General features: G+C 72.6%; 12 protein-coding genes and 2 pseudogenes. 11 read left to right on the plus strand and 3 right to left on the minus strand.

Going from position 1 to position 18817, the window contains the following annotated elements:
- The 9 genes and pseudogenes from KKZ08_RS32705 (at position 1) to KKZ08_RS32745 (ending at position 12326) form a co-directional block, all read left to right on the plus strand.
- Positions 1 to 2484, plus strand: coding sequence for an alpha-L-arabinofuranosidase C-terminal domain-containing protein (locus tag KKZ08_RS32705; RefSeq protein WP_223777862.1), 2484 nt, complete (start codon positions 1 to 3; stop codon positions 2482 to 2484).
- Between the two features lie 125 nt (positions 2485 to 2609).
- Positions 2610 to 4124 (plus strand): alpha-N-arabinofuranosidase, encoded by a 1515-nt coding sequence (locus tag KKZ08_RS32710; protein WP_223777863.1) that lies wholly within the window; start codon positions 2610 to 2612, stop codon positions 4122 to 4124.
- A gap of 218 nt (positions 4125 to 4342) precedes the next feature.
- Complete coding sequence (locus KKZ08_RS32715) at positions 4343 to 5293, plus strand: arabinan endo-1,5-alpha-L-arabinosidase (protein ID WP_223779283.1); 951 nt, start codon at positions 4343 to 4345, stop codon at positions 5291 to 5293.
- A 566-nt stretch (positions 5294 to 5859) separates the two neighbouring features.
- Positions 5860 to 7200, plus strand: a complete 1341-nt coding sequence (locus KKZ08_RS32720; protein ID WP_223777864.1) for an ABC transporter substrate-binding protein — start codon at positions 5860 to 5862, stop codon at positions 7198 to 7200.
- Positions 7201 to 7217: 17 nt separating this feature from the next.
- Positions 7218 to 9021: pseudogene (locus tag KKZ08_RS32725) on the plus strand (ABC transporter permease subunit).
- Positions 9022 to 9161: 140 nt separating this feature from the next.
- Positions 9162 to 9515, plus strand: a pseudogene (locus KKZ08_RS32730) (ATP-binding cassette domain-containing protein); the annotation flags it as partial.
- Positions 9516 to 10036: 521 nt separating this feature from the next.
- A complete protein-coding gene (locus tag KKZ08_RS32735) occupies positions 10037 to 10309 on the plus strand; it encodes an oligopeptide/dipeptide ABC transporter ATP-binding protein (RefSeq protein WP_223777865.1) in 273 nt (90 codons plus the stop codon).
- Positions 10306 to 11067 (plus strand): ATP-binding cassette domain-containing protein, encoded by a 762-nt coding sequence (locus tag KKZ08_RS32740; protein ID WP_223777866.1) that lies wholly within the window; start codon positions 10306 to 10308, stop codon positions 11065 to 11067. The genes KKZ08_RS32735 and KKZ08_RS32740 overlap by 4 nt, the downstream gene beginning before the upstream one ends.
- A gap of 11 nt (positions 11068 to 11078) precedes the next feature.
- A complete protein-coding gene (locus tag KKZ08_RS32745; RefSeq protein WP_223779284.1) occupies positions 11079 to 12326 on the plus strand; it encodes an MFS transporter in 1248 nt (415 codons plus the stop codon).
- A 25-nt stretch (positions 12327 to 12351) separates the two neighbouring features.
- Here KKZ08_RS32745 and KKZ08_RS32750 read toward each other — a convergent pair whose 3' ends face one another.
- Positions 12352 to 13596, minus strand: coding sequence for a D-arabinono-1,4-lactone oxidase (locus KKZ08_RS32750; RefSeq protein WP_223777867.1), 1245 nt, complete (start codon positions 13594 to 13596; stop codon positions 12352 to 12354).
- 236 nt (positions 13597 to 13832) lie between these two features.
- Here KKZ08_RS32750 and KKZ08_RS32755 point away from each other — a divergent pair, with 236 nt between their 5' ends.
- Complete coding sequence (locus KKZ08_RS32755) at positions 13833 to 15200, plus strand: MFS transporter (RefSeq protein ID WP_223777868.1); 1368 nt, start codon at positions 13833 to 13835, stop codon at positions 15198 to 15200.
- Positions 15197 to 16312, plus strand: coding sequence for a glycoside hydrolase family 43 protein (locus KKZ08_RS32760; RefSeq protein ID WP_223777869.1), 1116 nt, complete (start codon positions 15197 to 15199; stop codon positions 16310 to 16312). Before KKZ08_RS32755 ends, KKZ08_RS32760 begins: the two co-directional genes overlap by 4 nt.
- A 62-nt stretch (positions 16313 to 16374) precedes the next feature.
- On the opposite strand, the gene KKZ08_RS32765 is transcribed toward KKZ08_RS32760, so the two are convergent.
- A complete protein-coding gene (locus KKZ08_RS32765) occupies positions 16375 to 17544 on the minus strand; it encodes an aldose epimerase family protein (protein WP_223777870.1) in 1170 nt (389 codons plus the stop codon).
- Positions 17545 to 17581: 37 nt separating this feature from the next.
- Positions 17582 to 18814 (minus strand): multiple monosaccharide ABC transporter permease, encoded by a 1233-nt coding sequence (gene mmsB / locus KKZ08_RS32770; protein WP_276573913.1) that lies wholly within the window; start codon positions 18812 to 18814, stop codon positions 17582 to 17584.
- Positions 18815 to 18817 lie beyond the last annotated feature (3 nt).

Here is an 18817-nt window from a genome sequence, read left to right on the forward strand (position 1 = left end):
ATGGCACGTAGACGAGGGAGCCTCGCGCTCACCGTCACCGCCCTGCTGGCCGGCACGCTCGCCGTCGGTCCGAGCGCCGCGGCCGAGCCGACCGACTACACGATCGACGTCGACACCGCCGGCGCCGGCGCGAAGATCGACGACACGATGTACGGCGTCTTCTACGAGGACATCAACCGCGCCGCGGACGGCGGGCTGTACGCCGAACTCGTCCAGAACAGGTCCTTCGAGTACGAGCCCGCGGACAACCGGAACTACACACCGTTGACCTCGTGGGACACCAAGGGCACCGCGAAGGTCGTGAACGACGGCGGCCGCCTCCACGAGCGCAACCGCAACTACCTCTCCCTGGCAGCCGGTTCGTCCGTCACCAACTCCGGATACAACACCGGCATCGCGGTCGAGAAGGGCAAGCGGTACGACTTCTCGGTCTGGGCCCGCACGGACCGCGCCGGCGGAGCGCCGCTCACCCTCACCCTGCACGACGCCTCGGGCGAGCTCGCCGCGGCCCGCCGGGTCACCGCGCGCGGCGGCTGGGCCAAGTACAAGGCGTCCTTCACCGCCACCCGGACCTCCACCGCGGGCCGGCTGACGGTCGCCTCGGGGGCGGACGCCGCCCTCGACATGATCTCCCTCTTCCCCCGCGACACCTACAAGGGCCGCGAGAACGGCCTGCGCAAGGACCTCGCCGAGAAGATCGCCGCCCTGGAGCCCGGGTTCCTGCGCTTCCCCGGCGGCTGCCTCGTCAACACCGGCAGCCATGAGGCGTACGACGAGAAGTCCGGCTGGCAGCGCAAGCGCTCCTACCAGTGGAAGGACACCATAGGCCCGGTCGAGCAGCGCGCCACCAACGCCAACTTCTGGGGCTACAACCAGAGTTACGGGCTCGGCTACTACGAGTACTTCCAGTTCGCCGAGGACACCGGCGCCATGCCGCTGCCCGTGGTGCCCGCCCTGGTGACCGGCTGCGGCCAGAACAAGGCCACCGACGACCCGGCCCTGCTCAAGCGCCACATCCAGGACACCCTTGACCTCATCGAGTTCGCCAACGGCCCGGTGAGCAGCGAGTGGGGCAAGAAGCGCGCCCGCATGGGCCACCCCAAGCCCTTCGGCCTCACACATCTGGCGGTCGGCAACGAGGAGAACCTCCCCGAGGAGTTCTTCGCCCGCTTCAAGGAGTTCCGGGCCGCCATCGAGGCCAAGCACCCGGAGATCACCGTCATCTCCAACTCCGGGCCCGACGACAGCGGTTCGATTTTTGACAAGGCGTGGCAGCTCAACCGCGACGCGAACGTGGCGATGGTCGACGAGCACTACTACAACAGCCCGCAGTGGTTCCTGGAGAACAACGACCGCTACGACTCCTACGACCGGGGCGGCCCCAAGGTCTTCCTCGGTGAGTACGCCTCGCAGGGCAACACCTTCGGCAACGCCCTGTCCGAGGCCGCGTTCATGACCGGCCTGGAGCGCAACGCGGACGTCGTGAAGCTCGCCTCGTACGCGCCGCTGCTCGCCAACGAGGACTACGTCCAGTGGAAGCCGAACATGATCTGGTTCGACAACGACCAGTCGTGGGGCTCGGCGAACTACGAGACGCAGAAGCTCTTCATGCGCAACGTCGGCGACGAGGTCGTGCCCTCCAAGGCCTCCGGTACGCCCGCCACCTCGGGACCGATCACCGGCGCCGTCGGTCTGTCCACCTGGGCCACCAGCGCCGCCTACGACGACGTCTCCGTCACCGGCGCGGACGGCAAGCCCCTGTTCTCCGACGACTTCTCCGCCGGTGACGGCCGGTGGACCAAGGCGGCCGGCAAGGGCACGTGGACCGTCCGGGACGGCGCGTACGTCCAGTCCGACGAGACGGCTGAGAACACCCTGGTCACCGCCGGCGACAAGGGCTGGCAGAACTACGACCTGAAGGTGAAGGCCACCAAGAAGTCCGGCAAGGAGGGCTTCATGGTCGCCTTCGGCGTCAAGGACACCGGGAACCACTACTGGTGGAACCTCGGCGGCTGGAACAACACCCAGTCCGCCGTCGAGAAGACCGTCGACGGCGCCAAGCAGACGGTGATCCAGGACACCACCAAGATCGAGGCGGGCCGCAGCTACGACCTCCGCGTCGAGGTGCGCGGCCGCCAGGTGACGCTCTACCTCGACGGCAAGAAGTGGGGCTCCTTCACCGACGACAAGCCCGCCGAGCCCTTCCGCCAGGTCGTCACGCGCGACAAGGCGACCGGCGACCTCATCGTGAAGGTGGTCAACGCCCAGGCGACGCAGGCCCGCACGAAGGTCGACCTCGGCCGGGGCGCGAAGGTCGCGCCGAAGGCACGCGTGACCACGCTGGCCGCGGACCCGGCCGCCGAGAACACGAAGGACGAGTCGCCGGTGAAGCCGGTCGACTCGGTCTTCAACGGGGTCGACGACTCGTTCTCGTACACCTTCCCCGCGCACTCCGTGACGTTCCTGCGGATCAAGACCGGCTGACCGGCCGACGCACCACCGACCGGCCGCACAGGTCCCTTCCCGGCCTGTGCGGCCCTTCCGCGCGCACCACCGCTCCACGCCCGCTGTACCGAACCCCGCCCGGCAACCGACCTGTTGAGGAACCCATGACGCGACCCGACCGCCCCGCCCGCTTCACCGTCCACCCGGACTTCGCCGTCGGCGACGTCGACCCGCGGCTCTTCGGCTCCTTCGTCGAGCACCTCGGCCGCTGCGTCTACACCGGCATCCACGAGCCCGGCCACCCCACCGCGGACGAGGCGGGCCTGCGCGGCGACGTCCTCGGCCTCATCCGCGAACTGGGCGTCACCGCCATCCGCTACCCCGGCGGCAACTTCGTCTCCGGCTACAAGTGGGAGGACTCCGTCGGCCCCGTCGACGAACGGCCGCGCCGGCTCGACCTCGCCTGGCGCTCCACGGAGTCCAACCGCTTCGGCCTCTCCGAGTTCATCCGCTTCGTCCGCAGCGTGGGCCCGCAGGCGGAGCCGATGATGGCCGTCAACCTCGGCACCAGGGGAGTGGCCGAGGCCCTCGAACTCCAGGAGTACGCCAACCACCCCTCGGGCACGGCTCTTTCGGACCTGCGCGCCGCCCACGGCGACAAGGACCCCTACGGCATCCGCCTCTGGTGCCTCGGCAACGAGATGGACGGGCCCTGGCAGACCGGGCACAAGACCGCCGAGGAGTACGGCCGTCTCGCCGCCGAGACCGCCCGCGCCATGCGGCAGATCGACCCGTCCCTGGAACTCGTCGCCTGCGGCTCCTCCGGGCAGTCCATGGAGACCTTCGCGGCCTGGGAGGCGACCGTCCTCGCCGAGACGTACGACCTCGTCGACCACGTGTCGCTGCACGCCTACTACGAGGAGATCGACGGCGACCGGGACTCCTTCCTCGCCTCGGCCGTCGACATGGAGTCCTTCATCGAGAACGTCGTCGCGACCTGCGACCACGTCGGCGCCCGGCTCAAGTCGAAGAAGCGGATCAACCTCTCCTTCGACGAGTGGAACGTCTGGTACCAGCGGCGCACCGCCCTCCAGCCGGAAGAGGACTGGCAGGAGGCCCCGCGCCTCCTGGAGGACAACTACACCGTCACCGACGCCGTCGTCTTCGGCTCCCTGCTGATCGCCCTGCTGCGCCACGCCGACCGGGTGACCGTCGCCTGCCTCGCCCAGCTCGTCAACGTCATCGCGCCGATCCTCACCGAACCGGGTGGCCCCGCCTGGCGCCAGACGACGTTCTTCCCCTTCGCGCAGGCCTCCCGGCACGGCCGCGGCCGGGTCCTCGACGTACGCGTGGACTCACCCACGTACGACACGGCGAAGTTCGGCGAGGTGCCCCTGCTGCACGCCACGGCGGTACGCGCCGAGGACGGCACCGTCACCGTCTTCGCCGTCAACCGCGGCCAGACCGAGCCGCTGCCGATCGAAGTGGCCCTGAGCGGCCTGGATTTGGGCACCGTCATCGAGCACAGCGCCGTGGCCGACGCGGACCCCGAGGCCCGCAACACGCTGGAGGACCCGGAGCGGGTCACCCCGCACGACGTGCCGGGCGCGCGGCTCGTGGACGGCGTCCTGACCGCCACCCTGGAGCCGCTGTCCTGGAACGTGATCAGGCTGGGCTGAGCCGCGGGCCGTGACCGCGGGCGGCGGGCGTCCGCTGGCCGAACCGCAACGGTTGACGCGCGAACCATTGACGCGGGAGGGCCGCGACTCTACGGTCCCGTCCGATGACACGACCGACGTCCGAAATCTCGGACAGTCGAGAACATCGGCCCTAGGAGACCCGTGTGAGCCGCACCCTCCTGCGCATCACCCGCACCGTCCGCCCCGCGAGACGCCGCATGCTTCTCGCCCTCCCCGCCGCCGCGCTGCTCGCCCTCGTGCCGGGCACCGCGGCGGCCTACCCCAACCCCGGGACCGTCACGGGGGACACCGTCCTCCACGACCCGACGATGGTCCGCACCCCGGCGGGCAAGTACCTGCTCTACGCGACCGGCGGCGGCATCAGCCACCGGTCCTCCGCCGACCGCACCGCCTTCCGGGGCGGCGCGGACGCCTTCGGCAGCCGGCCCGCCTGGTGGTCGCGGTACTCCACCGTGCCGGAGGCCTGGGCGCCCGACATCTCGTACCACGGCGGCAAGTACCTGATGTACTACTCCGTCTCCAGCTTCGGCTCCAACACGTCCGCGATAGGACTCGCGACGTCGGCCACGGGCGAGCCGGGCAGCTGGAGCGACCAGGGCGTGGTCTACACGTCGGGCACGGCGAGCGACTACAACGCCATCGACCCGAACCTCTTCGTGGACGACGACGGCAAGTGGTGGCTGTCCTTCGGCAGTTGGTGGACGGGCATCAAGATGATCCGCGTCGACCCGGCGACCGGCAAGCAGTACGCGGGCGACACGGCGCGGCGTTCCCTCGCGTCCCGGCCGACGGGCACCAAGGCCGTCGAAGCGCCCTACATCGTCAAACGCAACGGCTACTACTACCTGTTCGCGTCGTACGACACGTGCTGCGCGGGCACCAGCTCCACGTACAAGATCAAGGTGGGGCGCGCCACGAGCGTGACCGGGCCCTACCGGGACAAGAACGGCGTCGCGATGACGGACAACGGCGGCACGCCCGTCCTGGAGTCACACGGCCGCTACATCGGCCCCGGCGGCCAGTCCGTCATGAAGGACGTGGACGGCGACCTGCTCGTCTACCACTACTACGACGGCCAGGACGGCGGTAAGCCCAAGCTCGGCGTGAACCTCCTGAACTGGAGCAGCGGCTGGCCCGTGGCCTACTGACGCCCCTGCCGGGAAGCGGGTGGCGGTACTCGGCCTGCGTCACCGGCAGCACGGTGCCGTGCCGGACGCTCGCGGGCGGCACGGCACCCTGGGTCGGCGTCCACCGGCCGGAGGCGAGATCGGTGGCTCGGTGGGAAGAGCCGTGTACTGCCGGAATGGAGTTCCATGGGTCGCCGCTTTCGGGCCCGTGGAGTGGTGGCCTGCGCGACGACGACCGCGGCCCTGCCCGCGGGCCCGCGGCGGCGCACCGCGAGGGCGCTAGTGAAAATGATTGTCATGCTGCTAGGGTCAAGCGAACGCAAAGCCGGGTGGGCCGTGCCGTGCCGCCAGGGCGTTCCGCATGCCGCCGGGCCTACCGGCGAGCCCGTGATCGCACCCCGTGGTCGCGTCTGTGGTCGCTCCTGTGGTCCCGGCCGCCGCCCGTCCCGCAGGCCGTCCCGCCCGCCCCGTCCCCGGAAGAAGTGCCGTGCGCCTCCGTAGCTCCATACCCCCCGCCGCCCTCGCCCTGGCCTGCGTACTCACGCTCAGCGGCTGCTTCGCCGCGAGCCCCTCGACTCGACCCGCGCGTGCCCGGCTCCGGCGACGACGCCTTCAAACTGTCGCGCTGGTCCACCGCCGAAACCCTCGTCACCCTGGACCGGGAGGGCGACGCACGGCCCGCGCTGGCCACCCGGTGGAAGCGCACCGGCGAGCGGACCTGGGCGTTCACCGTCCGCGACGGCGTACGGTTCCACGACGGGACGCCGCTCACCGCCGAGGCCGTCGAGCGGTCCCTGACCAGGGCGGCCGGCGCGGCGCCCAAGCCGCGCATCCTCGACGGCGTCGACTTCAAGGCCGAGGCCAAGGGCAGGACCGTCACCGTCACCACCGGCGAGCCCGACCCGCTCGTACCGCAGCGCCTCTCCTCGCCGCAGCTCTCCGTCCTGGCCGCCAAGGCGTACCGCGGCAAGACGGTCGACCCGGTGGGCGCAGGCACCGGCGCCTTCGTCCTGAAGGAGGCCGACGGCACCTCGTCCGCCACCCTCGACCGCAACGAGAAGTACTGGGGCGGCCCCGTGAAGGCCGCCGGGATCGACGTCACCTTCATCCCGGACGGCGCCGCGCGCGCCGCCGCCCTGCGCGGCGGCGACGCCGACATCGTGGAGGCGATCCCCGTCTCCCAGGCCTCGCTCCTCGCCGCGGACCAGATCACCGAAGTGCCGATGCCGCGCACCAACACCCTGTACCTGAACACCGAGAAGGGCGTCTTCAAGGACGCCGGGCAGCGGGCGGCCGTACGCGAGGCCATCGACGCCGAAGCCCTCGTGAAGGGTGTCTACGAAGGGCGCGCCGACGTGGCGGAAGGCCTGCTCGGCCCGGCCCTGCCCTGGGCGGACCGGCGTGCGGGGCGCACCGACGCCGCGAAGGCCGCCGAGCCGTCCGGCGACACGGTCACCATCGGCACCTTCACCGACCGCGCCGAACTGCCCGAGGTGGCCGCCACCCTCCAGCAACAGTTGAAGGACGCGGGGTTCAAGGTCAAGCTGGAGGTGCGCGAGTACGCCAACATCGAGGCCGACGCGCTCGCGGGCAAGTTCGACGCGTTCATCCTCTCCCGCGCCACCGTCATCGACTCCGGGGACCCGGCCGCGTATCTGCGCAGCGACTTCGCGGGCGACGGCTCCTTCAACATCTCCCGACTCGCCGACCCCGGCGTGGACAAGGCCGTCCGCAAGGCCGAGGAGACCGCGTCGGGGGACGCCCGCCGGGCCGCGGTGCTCGACGCCGAGACGGCCGTCCTCAACACCGACGCCGCGATCCCGATGCTCCACGAGCGGGTCATCCAGGGCGACGCCACGGATGTCGTGGGGTCGGTCAAGGACCCGCGTGAACGCGAGCTGATCACCGCCGACACGTACGTCAAGTAGCCATGCGGACCCAAGTGATGCGGAAGCGAGCCGAGCGGTCGGGTGCCGCCCCTCACGGGCCCACCCTCAGGGCCGGTCTCGCCCGGCTCGGCGCGCTCCTCGCCGTCGTCGCCACCGTGGGCCTGCTGCCCTGGCTCTCCGGCAAGGACCCGGCGCTGAGCGTGCTGCGGGCCAGGTCGGCCGAACAGGAGCCCACCGCCGAGGCGTTGGGCGCCGTCCGTCGTGACCTCGGCTTGGACGCCGGTCCGCTCGCGCTGCTCGGCGGCTGGGCGGGCGACCTCGCGCGCGGGGACCTCGGCACGTCCTGGGTCTCCGGTGCCGACGTGCTGCCCTCGGTGCTGTCCGGGCTCGGCGTCTCGCTCACGCTCATGGCCGCCTCGCTCGCGGTGGCGGCGCTCGTCGCCAGCGCGCTGTGCACGGCCACCCTGGTGCGGGGCGCCCGCGGAACGCTGCGCGGCGGGGGCGGCGCGGGCGGGGCGATGCTCGCCGCAGTCCCCGAATTCCTGCTCGGCACCGTCCTGCTGATCGCCTTCGGCGTGTGGTGGGGCCTGCTGCCCGTCTCCGGCTGGCGCGGCCCCGAACACCTCGTGCTGCCCGCCCTCGCGATGGGCATCCCCGCGGGCGGGCTGCTCGGCAGGCTCGTGGACGACGCGCTGCCCGCCGTCTTCCGCGAACGCTGGACCGATGTGTGGCGGGCCTCCGGGGTGAGCAGGACCCGGGTCGTCGCCGCGGCGCTGCGGCGCGCCCTGCCCGCTCTCGTGCCGCAGGTCGGCCTGGTCGTGGTCGGTCTCACCGGCGGCGCGGTCGCCGTCGAGACCGTCTTCGCCGTGCCCGGCCTCGGTCGCACCGCGCTGGGCGCCGCCAAGTCCCAGGACCTGCCGCTGCTCCAGGGCTCCGTCCTCGCGCTGCTGCTGCTCGCCCTGACGGCGGGCGGCTGCGCGGCCCTGGTCCGGCTGCGGCTGTTCGGCGCCGCGCTCAAGGGCGGCGCGCTGACGCTGCCCGCGCCGCCGCCCGGCCGCGTACGGGCATGGGTGCCCGCCACGCTCGGCGCCGTGCTCGCGCTGGTCATCGGGGCGGGACTGCTGCGCGACCCCTACACGGTCGACACCGCCCTGCGCCTCGCCGGGCCGTCCGCCGCGCACCCCCTGGGCACGGACGGGCTCGGCCGTGATGTGCTCGCCCGGCTCGGGCACGGCGCCGCGAGCACCGTCGGCGTGGCGCTCGGCGTGTGCGCCGTCTCCTTCCTCCTCGCCCTCGCGATCGGGTTCCTGCCGAACGCCGGGGCCGGTCTCGCCGACATCGCCAACGCACTGCCGCCCGTCATCGCAGGCGTGCTCGTCGCCGCCCTCACCGGGCCGAGCACCTTCGGCGCGTCCCTCGCGGTCGCGCTCATCTCCTGGCCGCCGCTCGCCGCGCACGCGGCCGCGCTGGTCCAAGAGGTGCGCGCGAGCGCCCACTTGACCGCCCTGCGCGCGGTCGGGGCGGGCCCCGCGTGGATCCTGGCGCGGCACGTGCTGCCGGCGGTGGCGGGGCCCGTCGCCCGGCACGCGGTGCTGCGCCTGCCCGGCGTCGCCCTCGCGCTCGCCGCGCTCGGCTTCCTCGGCCTCGGCGCGCGGCCGCCCGCCCCGAGTGGGGTCTGCTGCTCGACGAGTCGCGGCTGTACGTGGAGAGGGCGCCGCTCGCCGCCCTCGCCCGGCGGCGGCGCTCGCACTCCTCGCGGGCCTCGCGGTGACGCTGGCGGGGCTGCGGCCCCAGGCGCGCCGGGCGGTGCGGGGCGATGCCGCCCAGGGGCCCGTCAACGCCGTGTACGGGGCACGTTGATGACGACGACTCACGAAACCATGCCGCCGGTGCTGTCCGTGCGCGACCTGAGGGTGACCGTCGGCGCGGTGCCCGCCGTGCGGGGCGTCTCCTTCGACGTACCCGCGGGGCAGGTGACCGCCCTGGTCGGCGAGTCGGGTGCGGGCAAGTCCCTGACCGCCAGGGCTGTCCTGGGCCTGGCGCCGCACGGTGCCCGGATCCTCGGCAGCGTCCGTCTCGACGGCGAGGAGATCGCCGGGGCGGGACCGGCCGTGTACCGGAGGCTGTGGGGGCGTCGCGTCGCGTACGTCCCGCAGGACGCGCTCGCCGTCCTCAGCCCCGTGCACCCGGTCGGCGACCAACTGGCCGCCGCCGTACGCTCCGTGGCCCGCGTGCCCCGCGCCGAGGCGCGGGCCAGGGCGGTCGCCGCGCTGGACGCCGTCGGCATCGCGGACGCCGCGCGCCGCGCCCGCGCCCTGCCGCACGAGTTCTCCGGCGGCATGCGGCAGCGCGCCGTGATCGCCATGGCCCTGATCAACGGCCCCCGCCTGATCGTCGCCGACGAGCCGACCACCGCGCTCGACCCGCGGGTACGGGAACAGGTCCTCGACGCCCTGACCCGCTCCCGCGAGGCCACGGGCGCGGCGCTGCTCCTGATCACCCACGACCTGCCCCTCGCGACGGCACACGCGGACCACGCGGTGGTGCTGTACGCAGGCCGAGTCACCGAGACGGGCCCCGCACGCCAGATCTTCACCGCGCCGGGCTCGCCCTACACGGCGGGCTTGGTGGCGTCGCTGCCGCCGGGGTGGGGCGCGGGCGCCACCGGGGTGGAGGGAGGCTTCGACGGCCGGAAGCCGGGTGCCCCCGCCTCGGCCCCGGCTGGCGGCGCCGCCGCCGCAGGCCCCGGCGACCGCGTGGCTGGTGGCTCGGCGCGTGGGTCCGACCCGGCTGGAGGCCCCGCCCCAGGGGCCCGGCGCCCGGGGCGGGCGGTGCGGCGGCCGGTGCCGCCGATGTGGGCGCAGGCCCAGCCTCCGTGCCGCTGCCCAGGGATCCCGCAGGTCCGCGGCGCGACCGGTGGCTGCCCGCCATCGCGGGGGCGCCGCCCTCCCCGTTCGAGGTCCCCGCGGGGTGCGCCTTCGCGTCTCGTTGTCCGATGGCGGTCGGGCTGTGCCGGGAAGTGGAACCGCCGCTGGAGGACACCGGGGGCGGGCGGCTCGTCGCCTGTCACCGGGGGTCGGAACTGCCCGTGCCCGCCACCACCCTCTTCCTCGGCCCCACACAACCCCCCGGAGAGCCCCTCTCGTGAAACCGTTGCTCGACGTCACCGATCTCGTCGTCCGGCACGGCGACCGCACCGTCGTCGACCGTGTCTCCTTCCGCGTCGACGCGGGGGAGACGCTCGCGCTCATCGGCGAGTCGGGGGCCGGGAAATCGTCCACCGCCCTCGCCGTCCTCGGGCTGCTGCGGCCCGAGCCCGGCAGCAGTGTGCGTTTCGACGGGCGGGAGACGGTCGGCCTGTCGGGGCGTCAGATGCGAGGGCTACGGGCTCAGTTCCAGCCCGTCTTCCAGGATCCTTACAGCTGCCTCGCCCCGCGCAAGACCATCGGCGACACCATCACCGAGCCGCTGCGCGTGCACCGCAGACCCGTCGCCGGGCGCGCCGCCGAGCTGATGGAGCTCGTAGGGCTGGACCCCGCCCTCGCGGACCGGCTGCCGCACGAGCTGTCCGGCGGGCAGTGCCAGCGCGTCGGGATCGCCCGCGCGCTCGCCCTCGGGCCCCGGCTCCTCGTCCTCGACGAACCGGTCTCCGCCCTCGACCCCTCCGTGCGCTCCGGCATCGTCAACCTCCTCACCGGCCTCCAGGACCGGCTCGGCCTCGGCTACCTCTTCATCTGCCACGACCTGCCCCTCGTACGGCACATCGCGCACCGCGTCGCCGTCATGGCCCCGGGCGGCCGCGTCGTCGAGACCGCCACGGCACACGCACTCTTCACCGCGCCCCAGGACCCGTACACCCGAGACCTGCTCGCCGTCGCCGTCCACCACGCCCGCCCGACAGTCTGAGTCCGCCCCGCATGTCTGCTGCCGCCACCTCCGAACGCCCACGCCCACGCCGTCCCCGCGTACGCGTCCGCGTCCGCCTCCTGCGGACGCTGCCCGCCCTCCCCAAGCTCCTCGTCGTCACCCAATGCGCGTTCAACATCGGTTTCTTCGCGGTCCTGCCCTACCTCGCCGACCACCTCAGCGGCGCCCTCGGCCTCGCGGGCTGGCTCGTGGGCCTCATCCTCGGCCTGCGCACCTTCAGCCAACAGGGGCTCTTCGTCGTCGGCGGCGCGCTCACCGACCGCTACGGGCCGCGTCCCGTCGTCCTCGCCGGCTGCGTCCTGCGCGTCGCAGGCCTCGGCTGGCTGGCCTTCGCCGAAGCCACCTGGTCGGTGATCGGCGCGGTGCTGCTCGTCGGGTTCGCGGCGGCGCTGTTCTCGCCCGCCGTCGAGACCGAGATCGCCCGCCAGGCGGTACGCCATGAGGAGGCGACCGGCGTCGAACGCACCCGCGTGCTCGGCCTGTTCTCCGCGGGCGGCCAGGCCGGCGCCCTGCTCGGCCCCGTCATCGGCGCGGCGCTCCTCGCGGGCGGCTTCCGCGCCGCGTGCCTCGCGGGCGCGGCGGTGTTCGCCGTGATCCTCGCCGCGCACTGGCGCCTGATGCCGGACACACGGGCCGACGCGACCGCCACCGCCCCGTCCAGCCCCTCGCTCCGGGACGGCGTACGCCAACTGGTCCGCAACCGCGCCTTCCTCGCCCTCTGTCTCGCCTACAGCACCTACCTCCTCGCGTACAACCAGCTCTACCTCGCCCTGCCCGCCGAGCTGGACCGGGCCCTCGGCTCACAGGCCGCCCTCGGCTGGCTCTTCGCCCTGTCGTCCGCCCTGGTCGTGGCGGCCCAATTGCCCTTGTCGCGCGCGGTGTCGGCCCGGCTGTCCCATCGGGCGGCGCTGCGCTGCGGCCTCGCGCTGATCGCCGCGGCCTTCGCTGGGGCGGGGGCGCTGCTGCCGGTGGGCGGCATCGTTCCCGCGCTGACGTTCGTCGTGCTGCTCACCTCGGGGCAGATGCTGGTGGTCCCGGCCGCCCGCGCCTGGCTGCCCGACCTGGTGGAGGACCGCAGGCTCGGCTTCTTCACCGGCGCGCTGTCCTCGCTGTCGGGCGTGGTCGTGCTGGCGGGCGGCGCGCCGGTGGGCGCGCTCCTTGAGCGGGGCGGGGCGCTGCCGTGGCTGGCACTCGCGGCGGTGCCCCTGGCGGGCCTCGCGGTGGTGCCGCGCAAGTGACGCGACGCGGCGGGTGCGGGCCTCGTCACCCGCCCAGTACGTCCCGCACGAACGCGTTGCGGAACGTCCCCGCCGGGTCCAGCCGGGCGGCCAGCTCCGCGAAGTCCTTCAACTGCGGGTAGCGGGCGTGGAGTTCGCCCGGCGACACGGCGAAGACCTTGCCCCAGTGCGGGCGGGGCGCGAACGGCGCCAGGGCGTCTTCGACAGCGGTGACGACGGGCAGTACGGCCGCCGTGTCCGGGCTCCAGGTGAAGTGGAACGCCACCGTGTCCCGCCCGTGCGCCGGACTCAGCCACTGGGTGTCCGCCGCCACCGTACGGACCTCGCACACCTGGAGGACGGGCGCGATGGTGGTCCGGATCGCGTCCAGCGCGTCCAGGGCGGCCGCAGCGTGCTCGCGCGGCAGCAGGTACTCCGACTGGAGCTCGTCGCCGTTGCTCGGCGTGAACCCCGCGCGGAAGTGCGGCAGCCGCTCGTGCCACGGCCCCGGCGCGCCGAGCTGGGGCGTGCAGCGGCTCGCGGGCATGCCCGGCACGGGATGCGCGGGCTCGGTGGCGGGCGCGGCCCAGGGGAAGGCGACCGGCGCGCCCCGCAGCTGCTTGAGCCACACCTGCGTGAAGCGCGGCCCCCGCCAGTCCGTGAAGAGGCTCACGCTGTACGCCGCCGCGCTCACCGCCGCGAAGTCCAGTTCCGCCAGGGGCAGTCCGGTGAAGACGTGCTGGGTCATCTCGAAGGCGGGCGTCACGTCGAGCGTGAGCGAGGTGACCGCGCCGAGGGCGCCGAGCGCGACCACGGCGCCGTCGAAGCCGGCGTCGCCGCGGCGCAGGGCGAGGGAGTCGCCGTCCGCCGTGACCAGGTCGACGGCGCGGACCTGCGAGGACAGCGGCGGGTTCGCGTCGCCCGAACCGTGCGTGCCGGTGGCGACCGACCCCGCCACCGAGATATGGGGCAGCGACGCCATGTTGGGCAGCGCGAGGCCTTGCGTGTGGAGGCGGCGCGCCAGCTCGGCGTAGCGTACGCCGCCGGCCACGCGGACCGTGCGCGCCGCCGTGTCGATGTCGACGGAGGGCGGCAGCGCGGCGAGCGAGACCAGCGCGGCCCCGTCCGCGTCCGGGTCGATGTCGGCTATGCGGTTGAACGAGTGCCCGCTGCCCAGGATCCGGACCTGGCGGCTGCGCGCGATCAGCGCGCGCAGCGCGTCGGTGGAGCCGGGGCGGTGCACCTCGTCCGCCGAGAACGTGATGTTCCCCGCCCAGTTGGTCACGGTCATCTGTCCCGTCCGCCTTTCGTCGCGCTGTCCTCACGAAGCCGCAGGCCTCGTCGGAGCCACAGGGTGGCACGTCCGTCCCGCGCGGCGGCGCCTCCCGCAGAAGTCCGTCCCGACCCGTTGACCTCCTCGTAACGCGCCCTTACCGTTTCGGCGTTCGACATAGCAGATGTCGTCCGAAATACCGAACCGCACCGAGCCATACCGAACCATTCGAACCACCGGAGGGGCGCGCACGCATGGACCGCGGAGTCCTGGACCACGGAGCCGACGGCGACGCCACCCTGCGCGCCGCCCTGCGCAAGACCGCGTGGCGGCTGCTGCCGTTCCTCGGCCTGCTGTATGTGATCGCCTACATCGACCGCTCCAACGTCGGCTTCGCCAAACTGGAGCTCCAGGCCGAACTGGGCGTCAGCGCCACCGCGTTCACACTGGGGCAGGTCTTCTTCTTCACCGCCTACGCGATCTTCGAGGTGCCCAGCAACCTCATGCTGCACCGCGCGGGCGCCCACCGCTGGATCGCGCGGATCCTGTTCACCTGGGGCCTGGTGACCGTCGCGACCATGCTCGCGCACACCACCTGGCAGTTCTACCTCGCCAGGTTCGCGCTCGGCGCGGCCGAGGCGGGCTTCTTCCCCGGGGTCCTGTACTACCTCTCCCAGTGGTTCCCGGGCAGCACCCGCGGGCCCGCCATCGGGGCGTTCATGCTCGCAGCGCCCCTCTCCTTCATCCTCGGCAACCCGCTCATGGGCCTGCTGATGGACCTCGACGGCGCGTGGGGGCTCGACGGCTGGCAGTGGGTCTTCCTCATCACCGGCGTCCCCGCGGTGCTCGTCGCGCCGCTCGTCCTGGTGCTGCTGCCGAGCGGCCCCGGGCGCGTGCGCTGGCTCGCCCCCGAGGAGCGGCGGGCCCTCGTCGAGGCGCTCGCGGCCGACCGCGCGACGGCGGGGGAGCAGCCGCACCGCACCCTCGCCGTCCTGCGCGACCGGCGGGTGCTCGTGGCGGCGCTGTTCTTCCTGGCGTTCCCGCTGTCCACGTACGGGCTCTCGTTCTGGCTGCCGACCATCATCGACGGCTTCGGTGAGCTGACGACCACCGAGGTCGGCCTCGTCTCCGCGATCCCCTACGTGTGTGTCGCCGCCGGACTCGTCGTCGTACCGCGGCTCGTGGCGCGCCGCGACACCCCGTACACCTGGATCGCGGCCATGCTCGGCCTGGCCGTCGCCGGGTTCACCGTCGCCGCCCTCTTCGGCTCGCCCGTCGTCCAGATGCTCGGGCTGTGCGCCGCCGCCGTCGGCGGCTACGCCGCACAGCCCGCCTTCTGGGCGCTCATCCCACGCTTCCTCACCGGCGCGGCGGCGGCCGCGGGCATCGCCGCCGTCAACGCCGTCGGCAACCTCGGCGGCGGCTTCGGTCCCCTCGGCATCGCCGCCGTCGTCGACTCGACCGGCAGCGCGCTGACCGGCCTCCTGTTCCTGCTCGCCGTCGCCCTGCTCGGTCTCGTCGCCGTGCCGCTGCTGCGCCGCGCGCTCGGCGGCGGCGGGCCCGGCCCCGGCACGACCGCAGATCCGTCCAGCTCCACCACTCCGGAAAGGCAGACCACATGAACAACGGCCATGAACTCCCGAGCCGCAGAGTACTGTTGAAGGGCTCGCTGGCCGCCACGGCCGCGGCGGCGGGCACCCTGACCGTGGCCCGGGGCAGCGCCCATGCGGCCGCCCCCTCGGCAGCCGCCGCGCCCGCAGCGGCCAAGGCCACCCGCCCCGTCAACCCCCTCGTCCCGAACCGCGCCGACCCCCACATCCACCGCCACCGCGACGGCCGCTACTACTTCACCGCCACCGCCCCCGAGTACGACCGCATCATCCTGCGCCGCTCCCGCACCCTGCACGGCATCGCCACCGCCGAGGAGTCCGTCGTATGGCGGCGCCACACCAGCGGTGAGATGGCCGCGCACATCTGGGCGCCGGAGATCCACCACATCGACGGCAAGTGGTACATCTACTTCGCCGCAGCGCCCGCCCACGACGTGTGGAAGATCCGCATGTGGGTCCTGGAGAACTCCCACCGCGACCCGTTCAAGGGCACCTGGGTGGAGAAGGGGCAGCTCACCACGGCCTGGGACACCTTCTCGCTCGACGCGACCACCTTCACGTACCAGGGATCGCGCTACCTGTCGTGGGCGCAGCACGAGCCCGGCATGGACAACAACACCGGCGTCTTCCTCTCCAGGATGGCGAACCCCTGGACGCTGACCGGCCCCCAGGTCCGGCTCACCACACCCGAGTACGACTGGGAGTGCGTCGGCTTCAAGGTGAACGAGGGCGCCTCGTTCCTCCAGCGCAACGGACGCGTCTTCATGACGTACTCGGCGAGCGCCACCGACGCCAATTACTGCATGGGCCTGCTCACCGCCGAGGCCGGCTGCGACCTGATGGACCCGAGGTCCTGGACCAAGTCGCCGCGGCCGGTCTTCACCAGCAACGACAGGACCAAGCAGTACGGCCCCGGCCACAACTCCTTCACCGTCGCCGAGGACGGCCGCACCGACGTCCTCGTCTACCACGCCCGCCAGTACGAGGACATCGTCGGCGACCCGCTGAACGACCCGAACCGGCACACCCGCGTCCAGCGCCTCGGCTGGAAGGCGGACGGCACCCCGGACTTCGGCGTCCCCGTGGCGGACGGGCCGGTACCGGTCCTCGAAGGCCCGAGGTAAGCCGATCGCCCCGCCCTCAGGGGCGGGGCGAAGCCCTTCTCCGCGGAAGCTCCCAGCTCCCCTCAGCGCGCCGAGAAGCTGTGCACCGTGCTCGACCGGTAGGTGTCGCCGGGGCGCAGCACCGTCGAGGGGAACGACGGCTGGTTCGGGGAGTCCGGGAAGTGCTGGGTCTCCAGGCACAGGCCGTCGCCCTGACGGTAGGTGCGGCCCGAGGGGCCGGTCAGGGTGCCGTCCAGGAAGTTGCCGGAGTAGAACTGCACCCCGGGCTCCGTCGTGGCGATCCTCATCGTGCGGCCCGACTCCGGGTCCCGCAGCGTCGCGAAGTGCTCCGGGCGGTCCGTGATCCCCTTGTCGAGGACCCAGTTGTGGTCGTACCCCTTGGCGGTCACCAACTGGGGGTGCGCGACCCGTATGTCCTCGCCGACCGGCTTCGCCCGCCGGAAGTCGAACGGCGTGCCCGCCACCTTCGCCAGCTCTCCCGTGGGGATCAGCCCGGCGTCGGTCGGCGTGAACCGGCCCGCCGCCAGGGTCAGTTCGTGGTCGTGGACGCCACCGCTGCCCTCACCCGCCAGGTTGTAGTACGTGTGGTTGGTGAGGTTCACGACGGTGGCCTTGTCGGTCCTCGCCGCGTAGTCGATCCGCCAGTCGCCGCGCGCCGTGAGGGTGTACGTCACCTTCACCCGCAGCGTCCCCGGATAGCCCATCTCGCCGTCGGCGCTCACATACCGCAGCACCAGGCCGACACCGGTGGAGTCCGTGAACGGCTCCACGTCCCACACCCGGGTGTCGAAGCCCTTGGCGCCACCGTGCAGGCTGTTCTCCCCGTCGTTCACGGAGAGCTGGTGGGTCTTGCCGTCCAGGGTGAAGCGGCCGCGGGCGATGCGGTTGCCGTAGCGGCCGATCAGCGCGCCGAAGAAGGTCGTGCCCGCCGCGTACGCCTCGATCGTGTCGTACCCGAGGGAGACGTTGCGGTACCGGCCGTGGCGGTCCGGCAGTTCGAGGGACTGCACGATGCCGCCGTAGGAGAGGACCTTCAGCCGCGTGCCGCCGTTCGCCAGCGTCCAGCGGTGGACCTTCGTGCCGTCGGCGAGGGTGCCGAAGAGCTCCTTGGTGGGCTTCGCGAAGCGCACGGACCTGCCGCCTTCCGATGATGCGTACGAGGTGCCGGCGACGGCGGCGGTGAGGCCCGCCGCGGCGGCGGTGGCCAGGACGGTGCGTCTGCTGGTTTCCATGTGCGGCTCCAGTTCGGGGGGTTGAGGGGCGGTGTTGTTACCGGCCGACCTTGCGCTTGTTCCATACGTCGAACCCGACCGCGGCGAGCAGCACCAGGCCCTTGATGACCTGTTGGTAGTCCGTGCCGATGCCGACCAGGGACATGCCGTTGTTGAGCACGCCGAGCACCAGGCCGCCGATGACCGCGCCCATCACCGTGCCGACGCCGCCGCTCATGGAGGCGCCGCCGATGAACGACGCCGCGATCGCCTCCAGTTCGAAGTTCAGACCGGCCTGCGGGGTGCCCGCGTTGAGACGGGCGGCGTACACACAGCCCGCGAGGGCCGCGAGGACGCCCATGTTGACGAAGACCAGGAAGGTGACGCGCTTGTCCTTGACGCCGGAGAGCTTGGCGGCGGCCTTGTTGCCACCGAGCGCGTACACATGACGGCCCACGACGGCGTTGCGCATGACATAGCCGAGGCCGATGAGCAGCGCGCACATGATGAGCATGACGACCGGCACGCCGTGGAAGCTGGCGAGGGTCAGCGTGAACGCCACGATGGCCGCCGTCATCGCCACGCACTTGGCCGCCCACAGCCCGGTGGGCAGGACGTCCAGCTCGAACGCCAGCTGCCGCTTGCGGTCCCGCCACTCGCGGAAGAGCAGGAAGACGATGGTCGCGAGGCCGAGGAGCAGCGTCGGGTTGTGGTACTGCGTGTACGGGCCCATCTCCGGGATGAAGCCCTTGGCGATGTTCTGGAAGCCGTCCGGGAAGGGGGCGAGCGACTGCCCCTCCAGGACGATCTGGGTGAGACCGCGGAAGAGCAGCATGCCGGCCAGCGTCACGATGAACGACGGGATGCCGACGTAGGCGATGAAGAAGCCCTGCCAGGCGCCGGCGACCGCGCCGATCAGCAGCGAGAGGACGAGGGCGAGCACCCACGGCATGTCGTGTTTGACCATCATCACCGCCGACATGGCGCCGACGAAGGCGACCAGCGAGCCGACGGACAGGTCGATGTGGCCCGCGATGATGACGATCATCATGCCGATGGCCAGGATGAGGATGTAGCCGTTCTGCTGGATCAGGTTGGAGACGTTGTTCGGCAGCAGCAGCGTGCCGTCGGTCCAGATCTGGAACAGGACGACGATGAAGGCCAGGGCGATCAGCATGCCGTACTGGCGCATGTTGGAGCGCATGCTCTCGATCAGCAGCGCACCGGCCGACCGCACGGCGGGCGGCGGCGCGGAGGACGAGTCCCGTGGGGGCGTGGTCGTGGTGGTCATGGC

The sequence above is a fragment of the Streptomyces sp. 135 genome (genome assembly GCF_020026305.1).
Classification (GTDB): Bacteria; Actinomycetota; Actinomycetes; order Streptomycetales; family Streptomycetaceae; genus Streptomyces.